Below are 1081 nucleotides of genomic sequence, written 5' to 3'. Positions count from 1 at the left end.
TCCTGCGCCGCGCGGCCGACATCGTGCGCGCGCGCACCGCCGAGATCGCGGCGCTGATCACGGCCGAGGCCGGGTTGTGCATCAAGGACTCGACGTACGAAGCCGGGCGCGTTGCCGACGTGCTCACGTTCGGCGCGGGCGAAGTGCTGAAGGACGACGGGCAGATCTTCTCGTGCGATCTGACGCCGCACGGCAAGAAGCGCCGCGTGTACACGCAGCGCGAACCGCTGCTCGGCGTGATCTCCGCGATCACGCCGTTCAACCATCCGATGAACCAGGTCGCGCACAAGGTCGTTCCGTCGGTGGCGACCAACAACCGGATCGTCGTGAAGCCGTCGGAGAAGGTGCCGCTGTCGTGCTACCGCTTTGCGGATATCCTGTACGAAGCCGGCCTGCCGCCGCAGATGCTGCAAGTGCTCACCGGTGACCCGAAGGAGATCGCCGATGAGCTGATCACGAATCCGGCGATCGACCTCATCACGTTCACCGGCGGCGTATCGATCGGCAAGTCGATCGCGTCGCGGATGGGCTACCGGCGCGCGGTGCTCGAACTCGGCGGCAACGATCCGATCATCGTGATGGACGACGCCGATCTCGACGAAGCAAGCACGCTCGCCGTGTCGGGCTCGTACAAGAACTCGGGGCAGCGTTGCACCGCGATCAAGCGCATGCTCGTGCACGAGACGGTGGCCGATCGCTTCACGGAGCTGGTGGTCGAGAAGACGCGCGCGTGGTCGTACGGCAATCCGTCCGATCCGTCGGTGGACATGGGCACGGTGATCGACGAGGCGGCCGCGACGTTCTGCGAGCAGCAGGTGAACGACGCGATCGCGCGCGGTGCGCGGCTGCTGGTCGGTAACGTGCGCGACGGCGCGCTGTATTCGCCGACGGTGATCGATCGCGTGACACCCGATATGCCGCTCGTGAAGTACGAGACGTTCGGCCCGGTGTCGCCGATCATGCGCTTTCGCGACATCGACGAAGCAATCCGGATGTCGAACAGCACCGACTATGCGCTGTCGTCGTCGGTCTGCACGAACCGCTTCGACAACATCACGCGCTTCATCACCGAGCTGGAAGT

The 1081-nt window shown here is 65.2% G+C and carries 1 protein-coding gene; it reads left to right on the top strand.

Annotated features, from left to right (window positions below):
- The coding region (gene phnY, locus DIE08_RS35235) for a phosphonoacetaldehyde dehydrogenase (protein WP_124906459.1) at positions 1-1081 on the top strand (1081 nt) is incomplete at both ends.

The organism is Burkholderia sp. Bp9004 (assembly GCF_003858025.1).
Classification (GTDB): domain Bacteria; phylum Pseudomonadota; class Gammaproteobacteria; order Burkholderiales; family Burkholderiaceae; genus Burkholderia; species Burkholderia diffusa.
This window is presented reverse-complemented; position numbering and strand designations above follow the sequence as displayed.